This window comes from Micromonospora luteifusca, from assembly GCF_016907275.1.
GTDB lineage: Bacteria > Actinomycetota > Actinomycetes > Mycobacteriales > Micromonosporaceae > Micromonospora > Micromonospora luteifusca.
Window position 1 is genome coordinate 375286 of record NZ_JAFBBP010000001.1, and the last position, 21947, is coordinate 397232.

A 21947-nucleotide genomic window follows, 5' to 3' on the forward strand; every position below is an offset into this window, starting at 1 on the left:
CTCCGCGAGCGGTCGCCGTTGTGGCGGCCGCTCCAACCGGCGGCACGCCCGGTTGATCGTCTGCCGCGGTTGCACGTCGAGCCGCCGGGCAAGTTCGTCGCGTCGTCGAGCGGCGTCCTGGCACGCAGCAACTCCTGCCCGACCCGCTCCGCGATCGTGAGGCCCCTCATCGGCATCTGGTTCCCTTCTTCTGGCTCGCTCACGGGCTGGTCGTCTGACTTCCGAAGGCGTCGTCCGGCCCGGACGCCGTCCAGCGCCGGTCAGGCGGGCGCAACGGGGTGCCGCGCGAGTAGGCGGCGATACCGGTCATCAGGTTCGACCAGGTCTCGGCCCGCCACGTGGCACCCGTCCGGGTGACCAGCAGCAGACGTCGCCCATTCCACCAGCCGTGCACCGCCGGCTCACCCTCCGACGCCACCTGCACGTCGGGGAAGTCGCGCAGGGCGTCGAGGGCGGCGATGACGGCTTGACGGGTGGTGCGGCCGCCGGTGACGCGGACGATGGAACCACTGTCGAGCTGGGCACCCGTGAGCCGGTCCACCGCGTCGTGCAACGCCGTGCGCCCGAGGATCCAGCTGAGCTCGGCCACGAAGTTGGTCTGTCCGAACAGCACACCGAAGGTGTGTCCGCCCAGGCCGGCCGCGTACCGCCGGACCGTCTCCACCGGCGCCGCCGCGAGCCAGTCGGCCCATTCCACGTAAGCCTGCCGTAGCTCCTCGAATTGCTCGACGAGTTCGCTGTCTGGCTCGGTCCGGCGGTCGAGACCGCTGCGCAGCGCCACGAGCCCGATGGTGGCGAGGGCCGCGTGCTCGTCGTCCAGGCTCTCCTCCTGGTCCGTCATCCAGAGTTGCAGCACCACCCAGTAGAGCAGGTCGGACCAGTCGGCTGGATCCAGCCAGAGCCCGCCGGCGACCAAGGTCAGCACCAGCCGGCTGACGGCCAGCTTCGCCGGCAGCGACCACCCCTCCGACGCGCCGACCAGTCCTTCGATCTCACGTCGTAACCGGGTGCGCTGGCCTGGCGTGAGCGCGTCCAGCACCGTCGCGACAGGCGCCGCCCGGTCCGGTGAACCCCCCTCCGTCGTCCTCCGCTCCCCCTGGCCGGGCCGCCGCGAAGCGCCGTTGTCCTCGTCCGGATCATCGAAGATCTCTTCGTCGGTCGGCGTTGGCCGGCTCCGGCCTTCCACGCCGAGGGCGAAACGCAGCAGCGCCGGCCCGACGGCCGCAGTGATCCGACCTTCGACCTGGCGCCGCCGGTTGCTGCCGGGCGGGGTGGCGATGCGGTCCGGGCGGACCGAGGCCAGGTGAGCGAGCGCCTCTACGAGCGCGGCCAGGTGTGCCTGGTCGGCGATCACGAGCGGCAGCGACGTGTGTTCCAGCGGGGACGGGCGGTCGATGCGCGACAGCGCCGCGGTCACGTCGGTCACCACCACGTCGCGGATCTCGACGCCCATGTCGGTCGCCACGTGCACGGTCGCGCACCCACCGGACAAAAGAGACGAGTCGGCCGCCGGGACAGCGGCGTAGAGGTGGAGTTTGCCGTCGCTGTGTTGGTGGTCGAGCCGCAGCCCGTCGACCATGAGCCATGCCGGGGCCAGCTCCGCGTCGGCGAGAACGGTGGCCTCCACCCGCTCGGCGTCGACGCGGACCCCGAGCACGCGGAGGGCCGCCTGCGAGGGGACGCGTTCGCTGGGTTCCCGTACGTGCAGACCCGCCGGTTGCGCCAGGTCCACTTCGTGGGCGGCTCCGGTGTCGATCAACGGGGCCGTCTCGGTCAGCAGGCCGAGCTCGCAGTTGCCACGCGTGGCCATGGTCCTGACCAGGGCGGCCATGCTGCAGTTGGCGCTGCCGGTCAGCGCCCACGACTGGTCGGCCGTTCTCCACTCCACGATCTTCGCGTGATGGTAGCGGCTGCTCTTCGGGGTGGCGACCACGCCCGCCGGCGCGCGTTTGACCACTCCGGCGAGGGCGTCCGGGTCGCACTGGACGTCCCGGGTGAGCAGGAGGTGCAGTTCGGCGGGTCCGAAGCGGTCGACCAGCCGGCGCAGCGCCTCCGCCCGCGGGTCGAAGAACGGGGCGGCGACCGCGAGCGACGTGACGGGCGTCCCCGGCACCGGAAGCTGCTCGATGATCGGACGCGCCGCCGTCGTCACCAGCACCGGCTGGCCGGGGGCCTGCTCCGCCGGACGTGCGGTGAGCAGCGCCGCGACTCCGTCGAGGCGTTCCCGACCGAGGTTCTCCACCCAGACCGCAGCGGGCAGTCGACTCAACCAGGCAGCGAGGTCATGGAACAGCTGCGGCACCGTATGGCCTGCGCCGCGCAGCAGCGTCCAGACCTCCGCGTTGTGGTGCCAGCCCGACGGGGTGGCGTTGCCGGACCCGATGGCAACCACGGCGTCCGTCTCGGAGGCGATCACCACGAGCTTCGGGTGGAAGGCCCCGCCTCCCTTACAGACGACCGGCAGGGCCAGGTAATCGGCCCGGCGAGGCCCCTGGGTGAGCTCGTCGGCGTCGTACAGGATGGTGGTGCGGGCGCGGACGGCCTGCGCCTCCCGCAGGCAGACGTCCTCGAAGAAGGACAGGTCACAGGTGTACGTGAGGACGAGAACCTCTTCGGCGTCGGCGAGCGGTCGGCCGCGCAGCAGCGCCGGCGGGGCGGCTCCCCGCAGGTTCTCCCACGGCGTCACGACTTCACCTCCGTGGCGTGCCGGCCGGGACGCCAGGTACCGCCGTCGTGCGCGACCACACCCAGTTGCTGCATGACGTTGGTGAAGGTCGGCAGCCGGAGGGAGACCGCCCCCCGGCCTTCTCGGCCTTCCAGGCGCCACCGGTCGCCGACGCGGCGCAGGCGGGTGGGCAGGCGCAGGCCGTACCGGGTCCACTGCATCTTCTGCCGGCTCACCGATTCGGCGCGATGGAACAGCGCGGCAGCGAGGTCGGAGACGGCATCGGCCAGCGGGCGTTCGGCGTCGCGATCGAGCCACGCGACGACGTAGCCGGGGCCCAGGTCGTCGGAGAACGTGCCGACGAAGGCGTCCCGGGTCACCGGGTCGAGATGGTCCAGCCGTCGGGCGCCGACGGCGAGCAGCCGCAGCATGCCAAGCACCGTCCAGTCGTCAGCGTCGAGCGCTTCTTCGTACAAGTCGTGCTCGACCGGCAGGGGGGTGCCGGCGTGGTCGATCACTGGAGGGAGGCCGTCGATGAGCGCCTCGCGGACGGTTGCGTCCGGAAGAGCGCGGACGAACTCGGCGATCGCCTGCTCAAGGGTGCCGGTGCTGGACAACGGCGACACCAACCGCGCCCAGATCAGCCGCCACGCCCAGACCGACCAGTTGCGCAGAAGCGCACCACGCCAAACGAGGGCATGAGGGTGCAGGTCCTCGCCCACCAACTCCAGCAGCCCCGGCCGGAAGCAGCACCACCGGTCCATGGACATGTCGATCGACTCCACCTCGACCTGCTCGCCGGTGAGCGCCCCCACCAACAGCGCGGCGCTGCGCCGATGGGTTCTGGCGTAATCGAGGTGGCCGCGGTCGACGAAGTAGGCGTTCCGCACGCACGTGCCGTCGGGGGCGTCGCCGATGGCGCACACGCACAGGTGACGCAGGGCACCGAGGTCCGCCACGGAGAGCGGCTTCTCCCGTTCCGACACGCTCAGCACCTCGTCGAGGGCAGCGAGCTGGTCGGCGTCGGCCGCCGGCCCGGGCAGGGGAATCCGTCCCCCATCGGTGAGACCGAGCACCGTCTCAATCCCGGCGTACGTCTGCAGGTAGCCCCCAGGTACTCGGCTATACGCGTCGGCCACTCGACCGACCTCGACGGCACGCTGCCGGTCCAGTTCGGGCCGAATCGTGTTCACGCCGTGTGACCCGAAGGATCCGGCCCGTAGGTGGTGGTCGTCGCCGCTCTCGCCGTGCGTAACGGACACCGCGCCTAGCACGACCTCAGCGCGGCGAACCAGCGCACGGAACTGTCCCAGGTCCGCCTTGTTGGTCCAGCCCCGCCGCTGCGCCTCGATCGCGAGACGGGCGTGCAGGGCTAGGTAACGGGCGTGGGGGGTGGTGGTGATAACGCCGGGAATCAGCCCTGCGGCGTGCGTGCCGATCACAGTCTCGACGGCGAGCGGCTGGCGGCCGGTGTCCTCCGGAGTGTCGGGTTTGAGCGTCCACGCCGGACCCTGCATCGCGGTCACCAGCGCTTCCCCAGGTTCTTCGGCTGGTCGATAAGGTCCATCGCGCTACGGAAGCAGACTGACCCGACGCGGCCAGCGGAGTGACGGATAGCCGACATGCTTGTGTTATCAGCGGCGCAGGCGGCGGTTGCTGGGGCCGTGGTGATCAGCGCCGAGCAGGCAGCGAATCACCAAGGCGCGCTGCGGCGACATCCTCGATTCCGATGGGTCGGCACAGGCGGGCGCGCTGTTGGCAAAGCTGCGCCGGAGCGGCTACGACGTCACCCACGACGAAGGGCTGGGTCGGCGAGAGTCCCGGATCCGGAGAGGGCACGGCGGCTGCTTCGCGAGCACCGCTACGCCTGGTGACGTGTCCCGAGCGGTCGGGGGCGCATTGACGGGAAGCCGTCAGAACAACCTCGGGATACGCCCTTCGTCAACCGTGGTGATCTTGGCGGCTCCCTGTACCGGCAGGACGCCGCCGGCCGCCAGGTCTGCCACGGAGATCAGCCGACCGGCGCAGATGCGATCCAGTAGTTGCAGCTGCCGCGGCTCGGCAGCCACGCAACCGCCGAGCACCGCGAGGATCTCCAGCAGCTCGTCGGTGAGGTCGCTGCTCCAGCGGTTCAGCTCTTCATCATCCAGCGGGGAGGAGCGACGTCGGTGGCGTTGGTTCGAGCACCGATAGTTGAACCAGTGCCGGACAACTCTCATCCCACCGACGTCGTACTCCCAGACTCGACGGTGAACGGGAGCGATGCGCCCGCTGCCGACCAGCAACGTCTCGCTGCCCGCCTCCCAGGAGATGCTGTCGGGGAGGGCTCCCGGCTCGTCCGGTATCGCCGCCTGCACCCTTGGCGCCGCCGCGTCAACGAAGTCGCGGAACGAGATCGGGCGCTCGCCCAGGCTGATCTGCCCGAAGGTGTGCAGCCACAACACCTCGCGACCGATCGACACCCCCTCGGCCCAGCTGTTGGCATCCGCTGTCAGCGGCACCCGAACGCCGGGGTGCTGCAGCTCCTGCCGAAACCGTTCGGTATAGCCGGGATGGGCGGTGACTGCAGCGACGTAGGCCATCACATCGGCGGCCGCCACCTCGGTACCGAGCGTCTCGGCCAGCATTGCGCACAGCCCTGGTGCGACGTTGGGTCGCTCTGTCGAGGTGTCGCAGTAGAGCGGGAAGACCCGCCCGCTGCGTCCGTTGTAGTGGTGCAGGTCGGGTATCAGCTGGGTGAAGGTCACGCCCGGACCGCTGTCGATCGGCTGGCTGTTCTGCTCGGTCAGGTAGATCTGGTGCGGTGACCGGACTGCCCACAGCGGTGGTCGTGGCATCACCATGAGCCGGCTGTCCGGCAGCACCCACTGTCGGTCAAAGGAGCGGTAGGCGACCCTTACCGCCGTCGGCGCCGGGCCCGTCTCCGCAGCGAGCGGCCCGGCCGGTCCCGGCATCCCGGGCAGCGGACGGACGACGGTGTCGAGCTTGCGGTCCCGGGACTCGGGCAGCATCCGTCGGCGCAGGCCCTCCCCAGCTTGGATAAATCTGCGCCAGCGGCGCTCCAGGGTGTCGGCGTCCGGGGAGTAGATCCAGGTCCGTCCTGCCGTCACACCGCGGGACGACTCCGGAAAGAGCTGCTTCAGTCCCGGGTAGCGGCCCCAGTCGGTGTCGGGTTCCGGCAGGAACGGCGCCCGCCAGTCCGCGCGACAACGCTGCCACCCTGGGTCGGGAAGGCACAGCTCCTGCAACCGCTGGAGTTTGTCCTCCCGCGCGCCGGTCAGTGCGAGGGTCCTGACAGTCGCCGGGGTCGTCCGGTCGCCCTGGCCGTAGCGAGCGAAGATTGCAACGCAGAGCTGCCGGCCGACGTCCGGACCGAATAGGCGGGTGTGTTGCTGTGGTCGGTTCCCCTCAGGGGACAGCTCGATGATCCATCCCTCGTCGCAGGTCCGTCGGAGGTACTCGCGCATGCCCTCAAAGGACTTGCCCTTGACGAAGCTCGACGGCGTCACGAAGGCCACAATCCCCTGCGGTTCACCGGGGTGAGCCTCGAAGGCCTTCCACAGCGCCCAGCGCCAGAAGCACCATGGCAGCCCGTAGAGGTCCGACTCGTAGCGACCTCCGCCGGGCACCCGGAACTCGTCGAGCGAGGGCCGATCCGGACAGGTGCCCGGAAGAAGGGGCGTCTTCCGCCGCTCTTCGATCCACGGTGCTCGGCCTCGCGTGTTCTCCACGTGCGGAGGGTTGCCCACCACAACCATGACCGGCATCTCACGCTTGATCCGGTTCGCCTCCAGGCGAGAGCGTTCGATGACCCGGTACGCTGCCCGCAGCCGACCCTGCTGAGTATCGGGATCTTCCAGCGCGTCGGTGAGGAACCGGTACTCGGATGGGGGAAGTTCGGTGCGGAACTGCGCCTTCATCGCCTCATGCAGCCGAAGTTCGGTGACGGCGTAGGGCGCGGCCTGGATCTCGAAGCCGACAAGACGCTGTTGGAAGAACTGCCGCAATCGTGGTCCTCGCGCGCCCGCCCCCTGCTTGGCGTCGATCGTCGCCGAGACCGCTCGTAACACCTCGACTAGGAAGGTTCCGGTACCCATGGCGGGATCCACGACAGTGACATCATGGGCGGCGAACCCCCACGAACGATCGAACCGGTCACGCAGAATTTCGTCCACAAAGTCGACGACCGCACCCGCCACGGGCTGTGGAGTGTAGAAGGATCCGCTGCGCCGCCGCAGCGTGGGGTCGTAGATGGACAAAAAGCGCTCGTACAAGTCGGCGTGGATATCGCCCCGCCCGTTGTCGATGGTGCTCCAGTCCACACAACCGATGACCCGCAACAGGGTATCGATCATCCGAAGCTCGTAGGCGGCGTCGTTGTCGGTCAGCACCGCCAAAGCCCGGCCCATGAGGGAGTGCTTCTTTCCGAGCAGACGGGCGATCTCGTGCATCGGGGTCTCGTCGAAGACGATTCCGTCGATGCGCGCAAGGAGCAGCGCGAAGGTGACGGTCTGGGCGTAAGCGTCCGCGAAGCCGGCGTCATCCAGATCGGGAAACAGCAGGTCACGCCAGTCATCGGCGAGCAGCGACAGCTCTTCGTGGGCCAGATCACGGGTGGGGTCCGCGAGGATCGCACCAACCTCGTCGCGCAGCAGCCGACACAGCCCGGCGACGATCCGGATGAGCTGGGCCAGGGTTCGCGGCTGTTCGGGTTGCCACAGCAGGAACTCCTGGATGAGGGCTTCGAACTCGGGCCCATTCGCCCGCAGCGGGCGCCGACCGCCGGAGAGGTCGCCCTCCAGGTGAACAACGGAGCCAGCCAGTTCTCCGTAGGTGTATCTCGCCCAGGCAGTGCCGTCGGAGTAGAGGACGTTCGGTAGGGCCTTGAGCTTCTCCCACTGCAGGCGCTCACGTTTCGTGGGGCGACGCCAGGTCGAGGGGATCCCGTGCCCATCGGCTTTCAGCTCGACGTACCCGACGCGGACTCCCCCGACGTCCACGGCGAAGTCGGGGCGCGCACGCACCACGTCGAGCCGGACCTCTCCGTAGGGAATTGCGTCGATCCCCAGGTGCCGGCCCATGCGACGAAGCAGCTCTTCCAGCGGACTGCGTAACTGATCTTCGGGATCACCGCCTCGACCGGTCTTCTCCGCGACTCGGGCACCGAAGGCAGCCACCGCTTCAGCGGTGGGATCTGGCACCAGGCGTAGCTGACGCTCACTGGAAGGCGTATGACGGCGACGTGCGGGACTACCCATGAATCCCCCTGCAGCCGTGGGCTGGCCCTCCAGGATTACCGGCGCTTCACATCGGGCACATCCTGCAATCGATCGATAGCCATACGTGATTGCGGTTCGTAGAATCGTTGTTGCCTATGTCCTGACCGGCAGTGGAAGCGCGTTCGCAGGTATCGCGGGTTGGACCGGCTGTCAGCGGCGCAGGCGGCGAGAGCAGGGGCCGTCGTGGTCGGCGCGGAGCAGGCAGCGCCGGCCGCCGGGCATCAGCAGGTCGCAGAAGACCCGATGGCGTACGTTCTGGTGGTCCTCGGCGGAGACGGTGGTCTCTCCCGGATCGGTCTGCGGCAACACCAGCAGCCACCGGCCGATCACCCGGGCCAGGCGTTGCGCGGCGAGCAGGTCGGCGGCGGCCACCGGCAGGTGGATGACGTACCGCTGGCTCATCGGGCCTGGCCCCGCTCGTTGCGGGCACGGGCCTCATCGGTCTGCCAGCGACGCAGGCCGGCTTTGATCCGCGCGGTCTCGCGGCGACTTTCGGCGAGCGCGGCGTAGACGGCGGCCATGTCGCCGGCGACACGGTCGAGGAAGGCGTACACGTCGTCGGGGTTCAGGCCGCGACGTCCGAGCCCGGTCGGTGGGAAGCGGCGCTCGCGCACCTGCCACGGCAACAGACTTGTGTACTCGGTAGAGCGGTAGGTCGCACCGCCGCTCGGTGGCTCCGGTCGCTGGTTTCTGGCGTTCATGTCTGCCGGCCTTCCTGATCAGAGGGGCGAGGGAGTTCGGGGGCAGCACGGCGACCGTTCGGGGGGACCGGCCGGCCGCCGTGCTGTGATCAGCCTGCGACAGTCCGCAGTGGAAGCGCAACGTTCCAGACCGCAATTTCGCCGTTGTGCATTGACTTTCTTTGTTGGAACCCGTAGGAGTTGCAGGAGCAAGTCACGCAGTGTTGCGCGACGGAACCAGGGAGTGTGCGGATGCCCGACGACATCGGATCGACCGTGCCGCGCCGACAACTCGGCCGGCTACTGCGACAGTTCCGCAACGAGGCCGGGGTGACGCTCGACGCCGCCGCCGAGGCCCTCGAATACAGCCGGCAGAAGATCTGGCGCCTCGAATGCGGCCAAGGCTCGGTCCGGGTGCTCGACGTCAAGGCGATGTGCGAGCTGTACGGGGTGTCGCCCGAGATGACCGAGGCGATGCGTGGGCTGGCCGCGGAGACGAAGTCGAAGGGCTGGTGGCACGCGTACGGCGACGCGGTGCCGAACTGGTTCGAGCTGTACGTAGGCCTGGAATCCGCCGCCTCCCGACTCCGTCGTTACGACGAATCGCTCATTCCTGGAATCCTCCAGACCAGGGAGTACGCGCACGCGCTCTACCGCCTTGGCGGGATGCTGAGCGAAGAGGAGCGCGAGCGAGCGGTACAGGTTCGGCTTCAACGGCAGGCGTTGCTCTTTCGACGGCTGCCGGCCGCACCCAGGCTGGAAGCCGTGCTGTCTGAGGCGGTACTCCGCCGTGGCGTTGGCGGCTCGCCGGTGATGACCGGACAGTTCGCTCACCTCACCAAGCTGTCCGAGCTACCGAACGTCAGCGTCAGGGTGCTGCCACTGTCTGTCGGCCCGCAGCCCGGCGCGGTTGCGGGATCCTTCGTGATACTCGACTTTCCGCCCAGCAAGGGCGGTCGCGCCGCACCGGAACCGTCTGTGGTTTACAGCGAATCGTTGACCGGAGCGCTGTACCTCGACAAGCCCGACGAGTTGGCCGCCTACGAGCGCGTCTGGCGCGGGCTGGATTCGCTGGCCCTTCGCGAGGCAGAATCGACTGACATGATCAAACGGATCGCTGGGGAGATGCGGCATGACTGACCTGGCCGGCGCCGTCTGGCGCAAGAGCACCCGCAGCGGCGACAACGGCGGCGACTGCGTCGAGGTCGCCACCAACCTTCCCAGAATCGTCGCCGTCCGCGATTCCAAGGATCCGAGCGGGCCGGCGCTGACCTTCCAGCCGCACGCGTGGGCAACGTTCATCACTACAAGGAAGCAGCGCCGATTCCTAGATTGACGCGTATCTGACGGTTGGCGGCCACCCGCCCCTTGACAGGATGGGCCAATGCAACAGCTCGAGAGGGGCAACCGGCTCTTCCTGTTCGTGATGAGGGACGCCTGGCTCCAGCCCGACGCAGGACCCGGCCTGGTCTCCGACTAGGCAGCGGTCGCCACGTACCCGCAGGAGAGTCGCGACAACTGAATCTCATCCTCTGGAGCCAAGCCTCAGGCCTAGGTGGTTGATTGTCGAGCAAGCGACCCCTCGCTAGCCTGCTCGCATGGCTGAGACCTTTGAAATTGATCGCGTCGATCGCATCGCCGACATCCTGTACGGCGTCGCGGTGGCTGACGGCCTGATCTGCTACGGACCGCTCGGTCAGCGTGTTGGAATCTTGCCCCATTATCTCGGGCCTCATCTGGAGAAAGTTTCCCGGCGGGCGGCCGAGCGGGGCGAGCCGATCTGGAGTGCGCTAGTAGTAGGCAAGGAGACGCGTCGCCCGCACGAGGGATTCTACGACCTGGCCCGGCGGATGCGGCCCGAGTACGAGAACCTCGGCGACGACGTGTTGTGGCAGAAGGAGCGGGAGCGCTGCTACGCCGCAGCCCACTGAGGTCCGGCCCGTCACAGGGCGCGGGTGGCGATCGCCAGGAACGGGCTGGGCTGGCCGCTCCATGACACGTGCAGCGCCTCCCGTGCCCGGGTGCTCGCCACAAAGAGCAGGCAGCGTTCCCGGAGCAGGTCACTCTCGTGCTGCAACGGGTCCACCTCGGATGGCGTGACTTCCTTGGCGAACGGCACGGCCCGCGCGGTGACACCGACAATAGCGACGCACCGGAACTCCAGTCCCTTCATGGTGTGCATCGTCGCGAGTCGTACCCCATTGATGTCCGCGCCCGGCTGATCCCGAACGAGCGCGGATGGAATCTCGGCATCGGCCAGTGCGTCGCGCACCGCGTTCAGCGTCAGGTTGAAACGGGCGCAGACGGCGATCTCGCTGGCCGCCACGCCCTGCCTCAGCCACTCCCCCACCCGCTCCACGAGTGCCGCGACCTCAGCTTGGCTGGTCGGATATCCGGCGGAGTGGGGTCGCTTGCCGTGCAGTAGCGATCGGTAGCCGGCGAGACTGTCGTCGCCGTCGCCGCCGAGGTCCTCGATCCGCGAGCCGACCAGCACGCCGGTGGACCAGGCGAGGATCTCCTCGGTACTGCGGTAGTTGACCCGCAGCCGGCTGCTGCGCCCGGTGACGGATATCCCGAGGCTGCCCAGCGACACCCGAGAGTCGTAGATCCGTTGGTGCGGGTCACCTGTGATGAACAAGTCGTCCGGGCCGAGGGCAACCGCCGCCCGCAGCACCCGCCACTGTGCCGGATGCAAGTCCTGCGCCTCGTCGATCACCACGTGTTCGTACCCATGTTTGGTGCGGTCCGCATCGGCGAGCAGCCGCGCCGCTTGGGCGCAGATCTGCAGGTGGGTTTGGGTGCCGGCGGCAGCCAGTTCCTTCTGGAACATCTCGACGGCGTCCCACACCCGATCGCGCTGCCGGGGCCCCAGTGCCGAGCCTCTCCCCCGCCGGCTGGCCGCCCGGTATTCCTCACGGCTCTGCACATCTTGAGCCAGAATTACGTGGCGAAATTCCTGAGCTAGGAACTGCTCAGTCCAGGGCAGGGTCAGCCGCCGGCAGACCCGCCGCCAGACCTGCCGCTCGTCCACGTCGCCGATCGGGGTTGACACCCGCCCGGCGATGGTCCGCACGGTGCGGTTCGCGAGGGCGTTCACCGTGGTCACCTCCACCCGGGCCAGTTGCTGCTCGTCAACGAGGAGTAGCGCCAGGTTCTCTCGCAGCGCCGCGGCCAAGGCATTGGTGTACGTGGTGAGCAGCACCCGACTGTCGGGGGTGCGGGAGAGTAGGTGCTTGACCCGGTGCAATGCCACGACTGTCTTGCCCGTGCCCGGTCCACCCGTCACCTGCGCCGACCCGTTGTAGGAAACCCGGTAGGCGACCCGCCGTTGCGATGGGTGGAGGAAGACGCGCCAAGCGGCGAAGGGTTTGTCGAGGATCTCGGCAAGCTCGTCGGGGCGGGTCACCAGGGCGATCCGGCTCTTCGTGTTGGCGATCGCCACCGCCAGGCTCTCGCTCGGCTCCGATGTCGCGTCAGCCGGACGGCGCTCGGCCACGACATCGCGATAGACCTCGTCTGGTGTGAAGCCCTCGGCGAGGTACTGCAACACCTCGAACTGGTCCTCGGGCAACAGCGTGCCGAACGCGTCCAGTTGCGGTTTGTCGATGATCGTGCGGACCGCGCGCAGTACTTGGTCGTCGATGCCGAGGTCGCGCAGCACCGTATTGGAGTGACGGGCGAAGAGCAACGTCGGTGCCTCCGCCGCTGCCTTCTCCAGTGCCGGGGTGAGCTGCTCGATAGCGACGACGTTGCGAACCTCCAGCGCCCGGGTCGCCGTGTTCACCGTGTATAGCCGTTTCGCGGCCCAGGTGTAGGCGTCATCGTGCGGGACGACGTTGAGCAGCAGAAAGGTGTCGCTGCCGTCGTCGGGCGCCAGCACCACGCCGCGCCAGAAGTCCGTGACCCGGATGGTTCGCATCCGCGGGTCCCGCGCGTTGTTCACCGACTCAAGGTGCAGGCCCTTGTCGGCGTGGAGCTCAGCGATGGTGAGCAACTGGAATTTGTCCATCGCCTTGCGTACACCGGCCTTGATCGGCTTTGCCAGAACGTCGTAGCTCTGCCAGAAGGTGTTGGCCAAGGCGAGCTGCGGCACGGCGCGGCCTCCTGCAGGTCGGTCGAGGCGGTGGGTGCGACCCTACCGGCCACGAGACGGAATTCGGGAGCTGCCTGACATATCACGGGCGCTGGCCGGTCTATGTCGACCAGCACCCGGCAGCGCGTTGTCCCAGCTACGACTCATCCGTGAGCGCACGTGCCAGGGATGCAACCTTCGCCAAGCGGACCGCGGCCACCTCGGTCAAGGCTTTTCGGCCGTAGGTCTGCAACGTCGCCCGGTAGACGTGTTCCGGATTACTCCAGCCGAGGTCCTCAGCGTGAACTGCCATGACCACCGCCAACTCCGCTGGTGGCACCTCATCGAGGGCACGCGGGCCGAGGACTCGCGGCACCGCCGGAGGCTGGTGCGGCAAACGGTACGTCCGGGGCTGAACTCCGGCTTCCCGGAGTGGGTTCTCCTCTACCAGCAGTCCGCGCCGCACAGCTGAGCTGATCACCTTGTTGACCGCGCTAGCCGCCGCACGGCCGACACGTTGACCACCGGCTGCACGCACGTATGCGGTCTGCAGGCGTTCGCCGAGCATCGGGCCCTCGCACGCCACTATGGCGAGCACGGCTTCACGCATGCCGAGTGGGGCCGGTTCAGCCGCGCGGGGTGCCGAACCCTCAAATGCCTCGTACGGTTCGAGTAGAGACGGCTCTGCCCGGGCGGCGCTGGCGTAGTACCCAGAGGTGTCCGCCACTGCAGGATCGGAGGCCTCCACAACGACTGGGGCGAACGCGAACGCCTGCGGCGGTGAAGCAGCCGGGCGCTCGGTGTACGTCACCACGTCAGCTCCAGGCTCTTGCGCGGAACTTGTCCTGGCCTGCGTCACGGTCCGGGAGGTACCGATGCCGGAACCCGACCAGGGCGAGGCGACGGTCTCCTCGACGTCCCCGGTCGGGGCGGCTGGAGGAGGTAGCTCGGACAGGCTCGCGGGGGCATCGTCGGCCGGTGCGTCTGGCTCAGCCGCTCCTGCTGGGCGTATTCCGCGTCGGTTCAAGGCCGCCCACAGTTCCTGCAGCACAGCCGCCTCGTCGACAGCGAACGCCGACTGTGGGATCCGGAAGAACTCCCAACCGCAGCGCTCCAACTCTCGTTGCCGAGCCATGTCGGCCTCGTACCGGTCGGGTCCATGCCAGGCATCGCCGTCGCACTCGACAGCGAGTCTGCTGTGCGGGCCGACCACTACCAGGTCGATCGAGTAGCCAAGCGCCTCGTACTGGGGTACGACCGTGTATCCGTGCCCCACGATCCTGTTGTAGACCCGCTGCTCGAAGAGCGAGTCGAACGGGACAACGCGACGGTCCTCGGGCACGTCGGTCGGCAGCACCACGCCGTCATGCTCGACGGGACGGTTCGCCACTCCGTAGCAGTAGTCCAGCAACTGGTGACGGAGGTCGGCGGGGTTACCGAGGTCACTGGGTCGGATCGAGTGGAACACCCACATCTGGTCCTTGGCCCGGGAGGCGGCGACGTTGTAGCGCTGCACGTACATCTCCGCGGTCGCGGAGAACATTCGCGCGCCCGGCTCCATGGCGGCGACCATGCTGAGGAACATGACATCGCGCTCAGAGCCCTGGAAGTCAGCGGAGTCGCCGCAACGCAACTCACGACGTTCCCACTCGGCCGGGTCGAGGCGTTCCAACAGCAGACGCTCGATCAATTTCGCCTGATGCGGGCCCTGCAACGAGATCACTCCAAAGGTGCGGCCGTCGTAACGGGGATCCGCGGAGCAGGCGACGATCCGTTCGACGACCGCTTCAGCCTCCGGCTGGTTGATCTTTCCGGTGGTGCCGCGCACGTACCCGTCCTCGACGAACACAGGCTTAATCGGTTCGAGGCGATCGGCGCCGTACTGACGAACCGGTATGAGCCGGATGTTCTCCGGCTCATACGCGATCCGGTTGGAGAAATTGATGATCTCCGGGACGCAACGACGGTGCTCCGTCAACGGGATGAGCCCACTGAATCGCATCTTGGCCTCGTCGAAGAGGCTACGTTGCGGGTCCTGCCAGGAGGCGCGATACGGATCGTCGTGGAGGTACTGCGCCGCGAGATTCCGCAGATGCTGCTGGTCCACACCGACCGCGCTCGGGGACACCTGCTTGTCGTCCCCGATGACGACGATCTTGGGAGCAAGGTACTGCAAGAAAGTGGCAGCCAATCCGGCCTGGGACGCCTCGTCAACGACCACGACGTCGAACATGTCGGGCCGCACCTGCAGCTGTTCGGCGATCCGGTAGATCGGCATGATCCAGACCGGCACGGAAGGGCGGCAGCGGTCCATGGCCTGGCGGATCTCGGCGCGTCGCTGGGGCGCGTACTTGCCGGTGCCCTTGCCGAGCCGGCGCACCAGTTGCCCGTACTGTTGCAGGTTGGCCCGGGCCGAGCCGCTAATCCGTTGCGGTGCGGCGGCGTGCCGCCAGGCGCGTGCTGCGGCCAGTTCCTCGACGTGGTGGCGGATCTGGCGCTCGGTCTCGCTCGTCTCAGCCTGCAGGCGGTTGAGGTCCGCGACCTGCCGGTCGGCGATCCACGCGGCGGTGACGGCCCAGGCCCATGCGCCTTCCCAGGCGGTCAGGCGGCCTTCCCAGGCGTGGTCACCCGGGTCCGCGACGATCGCATCGTGTAGTCGGGGGGCATCGTGCCGCAGGCGCGAAGCCAGCTCATCGCGGCGGCGAACCATGCCCCGGACCTGCACCAGACGCTGGACCCGGTGGACCGCGGACGCGTACGTGGCCACGTCGCGATCGGTCACCGCCTTTTCCAAGGTGATCAGCACCGGCGCGGCGAATGGCTCGTGTACAAGGCGGGTAGCGGCCTCGGCAGCGGCCTCGACTGCGGCTCGGGCACGGTTCAGCCGGTCTTCGGCGTCAGCCGCGTCGACCAGCGAGGCGTAGGCACGGACGGCGATGACGTCCGCCCACTGCGGGCGCGGCAGCCGAAGCGCCACGAGTCGGCGATCCTGCTCGCTGAGCGCGGCGCCGAGCGATAAAACGCGATGTAGCTGGCCAAGCTCGGTGACATGCCAGCTGAGCCGCTCTTGCGGGGTGTCTTCCGGCGGGATCCTGACCGTGGCGGGCCAGGCGCGGTCGAGCCCGCTCAGCAGCCGGGTCGCTTCCGCCCAGGCGAGGAAGCGGTCAAGCGCCTCCACTGTCGCAGGTGGATGTCCGTCGACGCGTACGTGGGCGAAGAGGTCGCGGGCCGCCTTGACTGGCCTGGCAGTGAGCACACCCAGGGTCGGGCTGCCGTCCGCAGCAACTTTGATTTTGCCGCCGCTGGAGAGGTGCTGGCGTAGGTGTTGCGCGAGCGACACCAGCGGAGCCAGTTCGGGTCCGGTTGCGGCGACTTCGGCGATGCCAAGGCGCTGCACATGTGGCTTCGCCTGATCGACGAGGTCCTGCAACTGTCTGGCGCGCTCCTGCCAGATCTGTCCGCGATCCGAGATCACGTCGGTTAGAGCCTCGGACATCCAGGCTTCGCTGCGGCGGGCCAGATCGTCGGCAGTGCCGGCCAAACGATGCAGGCTCTGTTGCAGCTCAACGCGCTCGGTTGCCGGCATCGCCCGGATCGCGTTGAACGCAGAGTGCTGCCGGTGACCGACGTATTCCGCATCGGCCGCACGGGCCCGCGTCTCTGCGGCGACTGCTCCCGCGAATTCGGCTGAACTGGTGAGTGTCGTTGGGTCTGGCAACGTGTCACGCGCCTGCTCTTCGTCGGCGACCAGCAGCTCGTCACGCAACAGCTGCAGCCACTCGACAATCTCCTGCGTGGTCAGTGACGCCTTCTCGGTTGGACGGGGTGGCGCCCACGCACTGATCCACCCGTACCCCGGTTCATCCGCGTGGTGAGCGGAGGCGATCGCGGCGATCGTGCCGCGGTACCTCCCCTGTTCATGGTGGGTGACCTCGGCTGATCGCACATCGACGATCCGTCGGTGCAGCTCGGCACGCTGCCGGCGAAGCTCGTCGATAGCGTCGGCGTGGCTCGTGATGCTCTGGGCCGACCGCTGCTCGTCGAAGTCGATGGCCTGTTGGGAGATGGTGTTGACCGCGACTTTCAGGTCGGCCATGTCCTCGCGCGAGGCTCCGACAACCGCTACCGACAGCGGCCGAATCGCCTCCGGCAGCTTCGCCCGCACCTCTTTGAGCGCGCGATCTGTCTGCGCGGTCACCAGCACCCGCTTGCCCTGCGCCAGCAGGTGACTCAGCAGCGCGGCCGCAGTGTGCGTCTTGCCGGTGCCGGGCGGCCCCTGCACCAGGGTCTGCGCGTGTCGATCGACCTGCCGCAGGACTTGCAGCTGCTTCTCGTTGACCGGAAGCGGCAGATACATCTCGTCGTCCACGGCCACCAGAGCGCCGGGCGTCGGATCAGTCTCCGACGGCGGCCGATAGTCGGGATCAACCAGCGGCAGGATGCCACTTGGAACGGTCTGTGAATCGATCAACTGCTCGCGGATCCGTTCCAAGACCTCGGCGAGTCCGTGGTTGCGCCGACGCAGCACGACGGCGGGTGCCAAGGCCACCTCGGCCGTGACCGGAGTGCCCCTGCCCGGGCTTTCCGTCTCGACATAGCTGGCATCCGGATCAAGGCTGTGCGCGACGCGCTGCAGGAGCTCACCGATGGCGGTCAGATTCAGCGGATGCTCGGCGTAGGTTCGTGCTGACTCGCGCACGTCGGCGATGTGTCGGGAGCTGGTCAGCTGCGAATCCAGCATGTCCAGTTCAAGCCGAAGCGGGTCGGGGGACTCGACGGCGTTGACATGCAGGGTGCCGGTGACCGGGTCCAGGTCAATGGCGACCGGTGTGGTGATCAGGTGCCGGCGCACCGCCGGGTGCCCATCGGGTTTCCACGACAGGCAACCAACGGCCAGGACCAGCTCCTTCTCTTCCGGATTGCTGGCCGCGTCGGCCTGCATCGAGAAGAGAACGGCGTACGCCTCCCGTACGGGCCGGTCGACGCGCTCGCGCTCCGCCCAGGACGTCCAGCCCGACAACCAATTCTGGTACGCCACCTCGACCTTCGGATGATCATCCAGCCGCAGGACCGCTGCTGCCGGGACGTCGTCATCCCCTTCCGGATCGGCCATATCGGCTTCCAGATCCGGTATCTCAGTGGCGAGGTGGGGAACGACGTCCGGATCGTCGACACCACCGCTCAGCCAGCGGGCGAGTTCATGACCGGGCGTCGGCGGGTGTATCCGGTCCAGCCGGTCGATGTGCCCGATCTCGTCACCAGGCTCAGGCTCCACGTCCCAGTGCGCGAAATGCACGGCCGCGTGCCGCGGCAGATCACGACTCCAGGCCAGGTCATACCCGTCGTAGGTACGCGGCGCCGAGATGGTGGACTGCTGCGCCCGGGCCAGGAACTCGAACAGTCGAACCGCACGATCGAGGCGGCTCGCTGGGGCGGTGGTCAAGAGATAGTTCCCTTCGTTGCACTGGGGCCCGGACAGCTATGCGGACGTCGCCCATTGGAGCCTGCTCGAACTTACGTGCGGTCTCCCGGGTGCGCTGCCGGTCATTCGGAGATGATCTAGGGGCCGTACGGAGGATCGTTGGCGATTCGCGGCGCCGATCACCGGGAGCGGCTCAGCCCCGAGAGCAGCTCGGCGACTTCGACGGCACTGGGGTGGGTGGCGCCGCGCAGCCGAGTCAAGTCCTTCAGCAGGTCACGTAGCGTTGCTTCAGCGGCTGGCCAGTGCCGAGCTCCGAGTTGGAGCAGGCCGATCTGGCGACGTAGTTCCAGGGTGCGTGGATCGTCCGGGCCGTAGGCCTCACTCTCGTCGCCGAGCAGCGCGTCCAGCTGACGCAGCGCCTCGCTGGTCTCGCCGAAAAGTGCACGGCAGGTGGCGCCCCGGAGCCGGCATTTCAGGGCGAATTCTGCGTGCCTGCCATCCCGCCTGGCAATGTCGTCGGCGAGCTGCTCGTACGTCGGCGCCGCCCGGCGGTAGTCCCCCGCATCGAAGAGCACGTCCGCCAGTTCGAGCCGGGCGCGGAGGACATCGTCGTCGGTGGTGCCGAGCGTCGCCGCGGCTGACTCGACGGCTCCGGTCAGCAGCTCCGCGGCTTGGCCGAGGCGTGATGTCCTGGCGAGCCGGGCCGCTTCGTCCCGCGCCTGGTGAAGTGCATCGCGGTCGACACGCGCACCCTGACGGGGTTGTGGCGGCGCGGCGGGCTGGACGGACCCGCCGGAAGATGGTGGAGTCGTCAACAGGGACGGCGGGTCGGGCTGCGGAGGCGCCGGGGCAGGCGGCGGAGTCACGGGCGGGGCTGATGGCGGGGGCATGAACACCCGGCTGAGCGCGGTTCCGTACATCCGGGTGGGGCTGGTCGTCGATGGCGGGTGCAGCACTCCCGGCAGCGGGCCCAGTCCGGTGGCATACGGCAGCAACTGGTCATAGACGATGTGGGCGCCGGCGGGGCGGTCCTCGGGCTGCTTCTGCAGCAGGTGCAGCAGCAGCTCCTCCAAGGCCTCGGGCACCTCGTCGCGAACGCCGCGCACCGGCGGTGGCGGTTGGCTGACCTGCTTGCTCCAGACGTCGAACGAGGTGGATCCGCTGAAAAGACGGTCGCCGGTGAGCATCTCGTGCAGGGTGCAGCCGAGGGAGTAGAGGTCGGTCGCGGGGCCGCTGATGTTGGTCTGGATCTGCTCGGGTGCCATGTAGGCGGGGGTGCCAGGCGGCAACCCGGTTGCGGTGATCTTCGAGAAGTCCGAAAGGGTGGGCGCGGCGGCGAGACCGAAGTCGAGCACCTTCACGGCCCCGTCGGGCTGCAGCATGAGGTTGCTCGGCTTGAGGTCGCGGTGCACGAGCGAGGCCTCGTGGGCAATGGTGAGCACGGCGCAGACCTGGGCGGCGATCGCGGTGGCCCAGCCGATGGGCAGGGCACCTTGCTCGGCCACCAGGTCGGCGACGCTGATCCCGTGGATGCGCTGCATGACCAGGTATGGCCGGCCCTCCTGGGTGCCCACGTCGTAGACGGCGGGCACGCCGGGGTGTTCCAGGCGGGCGGTGATCCGCGACTCGCGGACGAATCGACGGATGTAGTCCTTGTCCGGCTCGCCGTCGGGAAAGCGGATGAACTTGACTGCGACCTGTCGGTCGAGTTTGGTGTCGTGGCCGAGCCACACCTCGCCCATCCCGCCGCGGCCGATGGGCAGGTCGTCCAGCTCGTACCGGCCGTTGATCAGCACACCCACCTCGGCACCCCGCTCCGTTCCTCGTCTCTCAGCATGGGCAGGCTAGTCTGCCGCCGCCGGCCGTAGGCTCTCGTCACCGAGGCCCTGAAATCCGCGCTCGACGAGCTCCTCCCCGAGCGCCGTCGTCTCCCGCAGCCGCACCTCGAAGGCCATCAACTGCCGAAACGCGTCGCCGTACCGGCGCTGCTCGGTTACGGGCAGCCGGGGCAGCCGGCTGCGACGGATGTCGAAGCGGGCGGCGAGTGACGAACCGCCGGAGCCGCCACAGCGCTGCGTGCTCCGCAGGAACCCGGCCAGGAAGTACGGGTCGAGCTGCTCCGGGTCGACCCGGAGCAGGTATAGCCGGGGACCCAGAAGTGGTCCGTCCTCGCGGACGACGTGGACAGCCGGCGTACGCGGCGCCAACGGCACCAGCACGTCGCCAGCTTGCAGGATGACCGCTCCGGGGAAGTTCCTGGCCGTCCCGGACGGCGGACGTCCCAGGCGTACGTCCCGGGCGGTCATCACCGACGCGGGGCCGTCCTCGGCGCTGGACATCGACATCGGAGCCTGCCGGATCGTCACGGCACCCGCCCTGGTCAGCTCGCCGATGGTCGTCATCGCGCGCCCCCCGACAGGTGGGGAGACGGTCAGCTTCGGCAGGGTCGGCACCAGCTGCGCGGCAGCAACGCGCAGGGACTCCAGCACGGGCGGAAAAGCCGGCTCCGATGCGTCGGCCGCAGCCACGTGCATGGCCGGGGTAAGGTCGACATCGCCGTCCAGCAGGTCGACGATCGGCACCGCCCGGCTCCCGGTTGGCAGTTCGGATCCCGAGAAGTACGCCCGCCAGGCCAGCTCAGCGAGCCCGGGCTCGGCCCGCGCATCGACGACCAGAACGTCACGCGGTCGGGTGACGTCGACGCCGCGCCTCAGCAACCACAGGTCTGACGTGACCGCGCCGGCCGGCCCCGTCGGCGGCAGGCTGATCACCCCGCACAACGCACCGGCGCGAAGGAGGCTGGCTCGAATCCGCCGACCGGAGCGTCGTGAAGCCGCCGCGGCTGGCATGAGGATCGCCACCCGCCCGCCCGGCCGGACATGCGCAAGGCAATGCTGCACCCAGGCCAGCTCGGGTTCCCCACGCGGCGGGAGGCCGTGCTCCCAGCGTGGATCGCCCGCCAGGTCGTCGTGCCCCCAGGACCGATCCCCGAACGGCGGATTGCAGACAACCGCGTCGAACAGCTCACCAGAGTAGGCGTCGCAGCCCAGGGAATCCGCAACTGCCACGCGGGCGTCACTGCCGTGCAGCAGAAGCCGGGCCAGTGCGATACAGGCCGCCGTCCGGTCGACCTCCTGGCCGCAAACCTGGCCTGTGCGGGCGGTGTCGGCAGCGAGCAGCAGGGTACCGATTCCGCACGCCGGATCGAGTAGACGGTCCCCCGACGAGGCGGTGAGCGCGACCATGAGGGCGGCGACGGGCGCCGGCGTGACGCTGTGCCGGCGGGAGTGAACCTCCCGGTACCGCTCGCAGAGGAAGTCGAAGACAGCCCGGTGCCCGTCCACCCTGGCCGCTGCGGCGGTCAGCCGCACGATGGCCGCAGCGCCGTGATCGGCCTGGGCGACGAGCAGGTCAGCCAACTCCGGTTCGGCCGCACGCATCTGCTCGGACAGGCAACGCACCAGCGCAAAGTCCGGTTGCCCGGCGAGCGACTTCCACCGGCCCGGATTCCGAGCCAGGAAGACCAGAAACGCGCCGAGGTGACCGATCCGGCCACCCAGTTCCAGGTCGGTGGACGCGCCGCGCAGCAGCTGCCAGACCCGATCGGAGGGGGTGACCTCGAACGGCTTGTCGTGCCGGGTCAGCCACTTCTCGATGTCGTCGAGCGCGAAGAGCGGGCTCGCGGAGCTGCCGCCGACGGGCGTCGGAAAGTCGGGGAACCGCCGCCGCCAGTTGCTGACCGCCGCCCGGCCGACATCAGTGAGGCGCGCAATGTCGCCCACCGCGACGGTGGCGGCGTTCCGCGCTGCGGGTAGATCCATCTCCGCTC

General features: G+C 68.6%; 12 protein-coding genes. 3 read left to right on the forward strand and 9 right to left on the reverse strand.

The window, feature by feature from the left end:
* Positions 1-199 precede the first annotated feature (199 nt).
* The 5 genes from JOD64_RS01740 to JOD64_RS01760 form a co-directional block, all read right to left on the reverse strand.
* Positions 200-2686, reverse strand: a complete 2487-nt coding sequence (locus JOD64_RS01740; protein WP_204940559.1) for a phospholipase D-like domain-containing protein — start codon at positions 2684-2686, stop codon at positions 200-202.
* Positions 2683-4191, reverse strand: coding sequence for a hypothetical protein (locus JOD64_RS01745; RefSeq protein WP_204940560.1), 1509 nt, complete (start codon positions 4189-4191; stop codon positions 2683-2685). The genes JOD64_RS01740 and JOD64_RS01745 overlap by 4 nt, the downstream gene beginning before the upstream one ends.
* Positions 4192-4578: 387 nt before the next feature.
* Positions 4579-7866 (reverse strand): type ISP restriction/modification enzyme, encoded by a 3288-nt coding sequence (locus JOD64_RS01750; RefSeq protein WP_204940561.1) that lies wholly within the window; start codon positions 7864-7866, stop codon positions 4579-4581.
* Between the two features lie 228 nt (positions 7867-8094).
* The gene (locus tag JOD64_RS01755; RefSeq protein WP_204940562.1) at positions 8095-8346 is read right to left on the reverse strand and encodes a hypothetical protein; all 252 of its coding nucleotides are present in this window, start codon (positions 8344-8346) and stop codon (positions 8095-8097) included.
* Positions 8343-8645: a DivIVA domain-containing protein gene (locus JOD64_RS01760; protein WP_204940563.1), complete on the reverse strand. Its 303-nt coding sequence runs from the start codon at positions 8643-8645 to the stop codon at positions 8343-8345. The genes JOD64_RS01755 and JOD64_RS01760 overlap by 4 nt, the downstream gene beginning before the upstream one ends.
* A 231-nt stretch (positions 8646-8876) precedes the next feature.
* Between JOD64_RS01760 and JOD64_RS01765 the strand changes: the two genes are divergently transcribed.
* From JOD64_RS01765 to JOD64_RS01775, 3 genes are all read left to right on the forward strand, one after another.
* Positions 8877-9764, forward strand: coding sequence for a helix-turn-helix domain-containing protein (locus JOD64_RS01765; protein WP_204940564.1), 888 nt, complete (start codon positions 8877-8879; stop codon positions 9762-9764).
* The gene (locus JOD64_RS01770; protein WP_204940565.1) at positions 9757-9960 is read left to right on the forward strand and encodes a DUF397 domain-containing protein; all 204 of its coding nucleotides are present in this window, start codon (positions 9757-9759) and stop codon (positions 9958-9960) included. The genes JOD64_RS01765 and JOD64_RS01770 overlap by 8 nt, the downstream gene beginning before the upstream one ends.
* Positions 9961-10222: 262 nt before the next feature.
* Complete coding sequence (locus JOD64_RS01775) at positions 10223-10555, forward strand: hypothetical protein (protein ID WP_204940566.1); 333 nt, start codon at positions 10223-10225, stop codon at positions 10553-10555.
* Between the two features lie 11 nt (positions 10556-10566).
* On the opposite strand, the gene JOD64_RS01780 is transcribed toward JOD64_RS01775, so the two are convergent.
* From JOD64_RS01780 to JOD64_RS01795, 4 genes are all read right to left on the reverse strand, one after another.
* Positions 10567-12717, reverse strand: coding sequence for a UvrD-helicase domain-containing protein (locus JOD64_RS01780; protein ID WP_204940567.1), 2151 nt, complete (start codon positions 12715-12717; stop codon positions 10567-10569).
* Between the two features lie 136 nt (positions 12718-12853).
* Positions 12854-18139, reverse strand: coding sequence for a PDDEXK-like endonuclease domain-containing protein (locus tag JOD64_RS01785; protein ID WP_204940568.1), 5286 nt, complete (start codon positions 18137-18139; stop codon positions 12854-12856).
* A 158-nt stretch (positions 18140-18297) separates the two neighbouring features.
* Positions 18298-19920, reverse strand: coding sequence for a serine/threonine-protein kinase (locus tag JOD64_RS33375; protein WP_307813158.1), 1623 nt, complete (start codon positions 19918-19920; stop codon positions 18298-18300).
* 42 nt (positions 19921-19962) lie between these two features.
* Entirely contained in the window at positions 19963-21939 is a 1977-nt protein-coding gene (locus tag JOD64_RS01795; protein ID WP_204940569.1) for an N-6 DNA methylase, read from the reverse strand.
* Between the last annotated feature and the right edge of the window lie 8 nt (positions 21940-21947).